Origin of the sequence: Frankia sp. R82 (assembly GCF_023716925.1) — a bacterium.
Lineage (GTDB): Bacteria > Actinomycetota > Actinomycetes > Frankiales > Frankiaceae > Frankia.
In genome coordinates this window covers 33,011-35,065 of sequence record NZ_JAMQQG010000296.1, presented here as the reverse complement: position 1 = coordinate 35,065, position 2,055 = coordinate 33,011, and the positions used below count along the sequence as shown (strand labels likewise).

General features: G+C 72.2%; 1 protein-coding gene. It reads right to left on the bottom strand.

What is annotated here, in order from left to right; translation table 11 throughout:
- Nucleotides 1-295: 295 nt before the first annotated feature.
- Nucleotides 296-1,648 (bottom strand): MFS transporter, encoded by a 1,353-nt coding sequence (locus tag ND747_RS23480; RefSeq protein WP_251736355.1) that lies wholly within the window; start codon nt 1,646-1,648, stop codon nt 296-298.
- Nucleotides 1,649-2,055 lie beyond the last annotated feature (407 nt).

The window sequence follows — 2,055 nt, the reverse complement described above, 5'->3', positions numbered from 1 at the left end:
ACCGTTCGATTGCGTTACTGGGCATATCCCATTGGTGCGACATGACCTATGATGTGCTCGTGTACACGGGGGGCGAGACCCCTGGCGCGGACGCCCCCGCGACGCTTGGTGGCGAGGCCTGACCTATCCGGTTCCGACGACCGCGCCCAGCGTCGCGTGCGGCCGTCCGGACGGGTCCCTGGCCGTCCCTCCCAGCACGTCGAACCCTCCCAGCACGTCGAAGCCCCTCCGGGCACGCAGAGCCCCTCCCGGCACGCAGAGCCCCTCCGGGCACGCAGAAGCGCGAGACGGCAGCCTAGGGACGGGCTGGCGTGGCCTGGTGGGTCGCCAGGTTGTGTCGTCCCAGCAGGGCGGCGAGCCCGGCGCACAGGCCGGCGACGGCGGGCACGACGAAGCCGAGCCGCGCACCGCCGGAGTCGATGAGCTGGCCGGCCAGCGGCGAGCCGACAGCGGCACCACCAGCGATCGCCATGGTCAGCCAGGCGAACCCCTCGGTGCGTGACCGGGCGTCCACCAGCCGCGCCATGAGGGCGTTCGCACTGATCAGGGTGGGTGCGGCGGTGGCGCCGGAAAGTACCGCCAAAGGCACCATCGCCGCCACCGTCACGCCGGCCAGTGGCAGGGTGAAACCGACCGCGAGCAGTGCCACCGCCCGCAGCAGCCGGTCGCGTGGCGGCCGGCGCTGCACCCGGGCCCCACTGACCAACCCCGAGACCGCGGAACCGGACGCGAACAGGGCGAGCAGCAGCCCGCCGAACGCGGCCAGACCCTGTTCGCGGGCGAACGCGACGATCGACACGTCGAATCCGCCGAACCCGACGCCGATCGCGAACACGATCGCCATCAGCGCCCGGACCGCCGGCAGCCGTGCGATCCGCTGCGGTCGCGTCTCGTCGCCCCGGCGGGGTCCCGGGTCGGTGCTGCGCTGCACGGCCAGGCTCAGCGCACCCACGACCAGCAACGTCGCCGAGGCCAGCAGCGCACTCGCCGGCGCGACCGTGGCCACCAGCGCCGTCGCAAGCGTCGGCCCCAGGATGAACACCAGCTCGTCGAGGGCGGCCTCCAAGGCGAACGCCGTCGACAGCAACGTGGAGCCGGTCAGCAACCGGCTCCACCGGGCCCGGGCGCAGCTGCCCACCGGCGGCAGGCAGGCCCCGGCCACCACCGCCATGGCGAACCAGGTCGGCCGGGGTGCATCCGACCACACCGCCGTCAGCAGCCCCGCCACACCCACCAGATGCCCGCAGACCCCGAGCACCAGAATGCGCGCCTGGCCATACCGGTCCAACGCCCGGCCGATCGCCGGAGCGCACATCGCCTCGCTGATCGCCCCGCAGGCCGCGACGCCGCCGCCGACGGCGTAGGAACCGGTCCGGTCCTGCACGAACAGCACCGTCCCCATCGCGTGCATCGCCAGGGGTAACCGTCCGACGAACGCGGCGGGCAGGAACCGGCTTGCGCCCGGGGTCGCCAGCGTGCGTCGGTACCGCGAGGATGCCCCACCGTCCGCGTCGGTGTCCGCGTCGGTGTCCGTGGGGTCTTCTGCCGGCGCCGGGCCTTCGACCTGCGCGGAGCGGTCGGTCGGTGCGTCCGGCGGGACCGTGCCGCCGCGGGGCGGTGTGGGGAGAGATCCCGACGGACTGCTCATGACCGGCCCAGCCTGCCCCACCCCCAGAAGGGACGCCAGTGAAATAAGTGCAGGTCACCCGGTGTCCGGTGCCCGGGTCCCCACGGCTGTTCGCAGATTCGCACAGTGGCCGGCAGGTCGCTGATCGAGGTGTGTCCGCGACCGGCCGTCGCGACTGGCTGTATCCGGGTATGTCGGATGCGCCTGCCACCGAATCAACGCTCGCCTCGGCATCCCCCGAAATATTTCGCCGAGAAGGCCGAGGTCTGGGCCTCGTGGCCGGCCAGGTGGAGGGTTGTTCGGCTGATCGAGCCGAAATCCCGGAACAACCCTCCACATGTCATGATCTTGGCGGGAACTGCGGGAACTGCGGGAACTGCGGGAACTGCGGGAACTGCGGGAACTGCGGGAACTGCGGGAACTGCGGG

Excerpts from the sequence above, each read along its gene's own strand:
- ND747_RS23480 (WP_251736355.1), bottom strand. The coding sequence starts at position 1,648 with ATGAGCAGTCCGTCGGGATCTCTCCCCACACCGCCCCGCGGCGGCACG.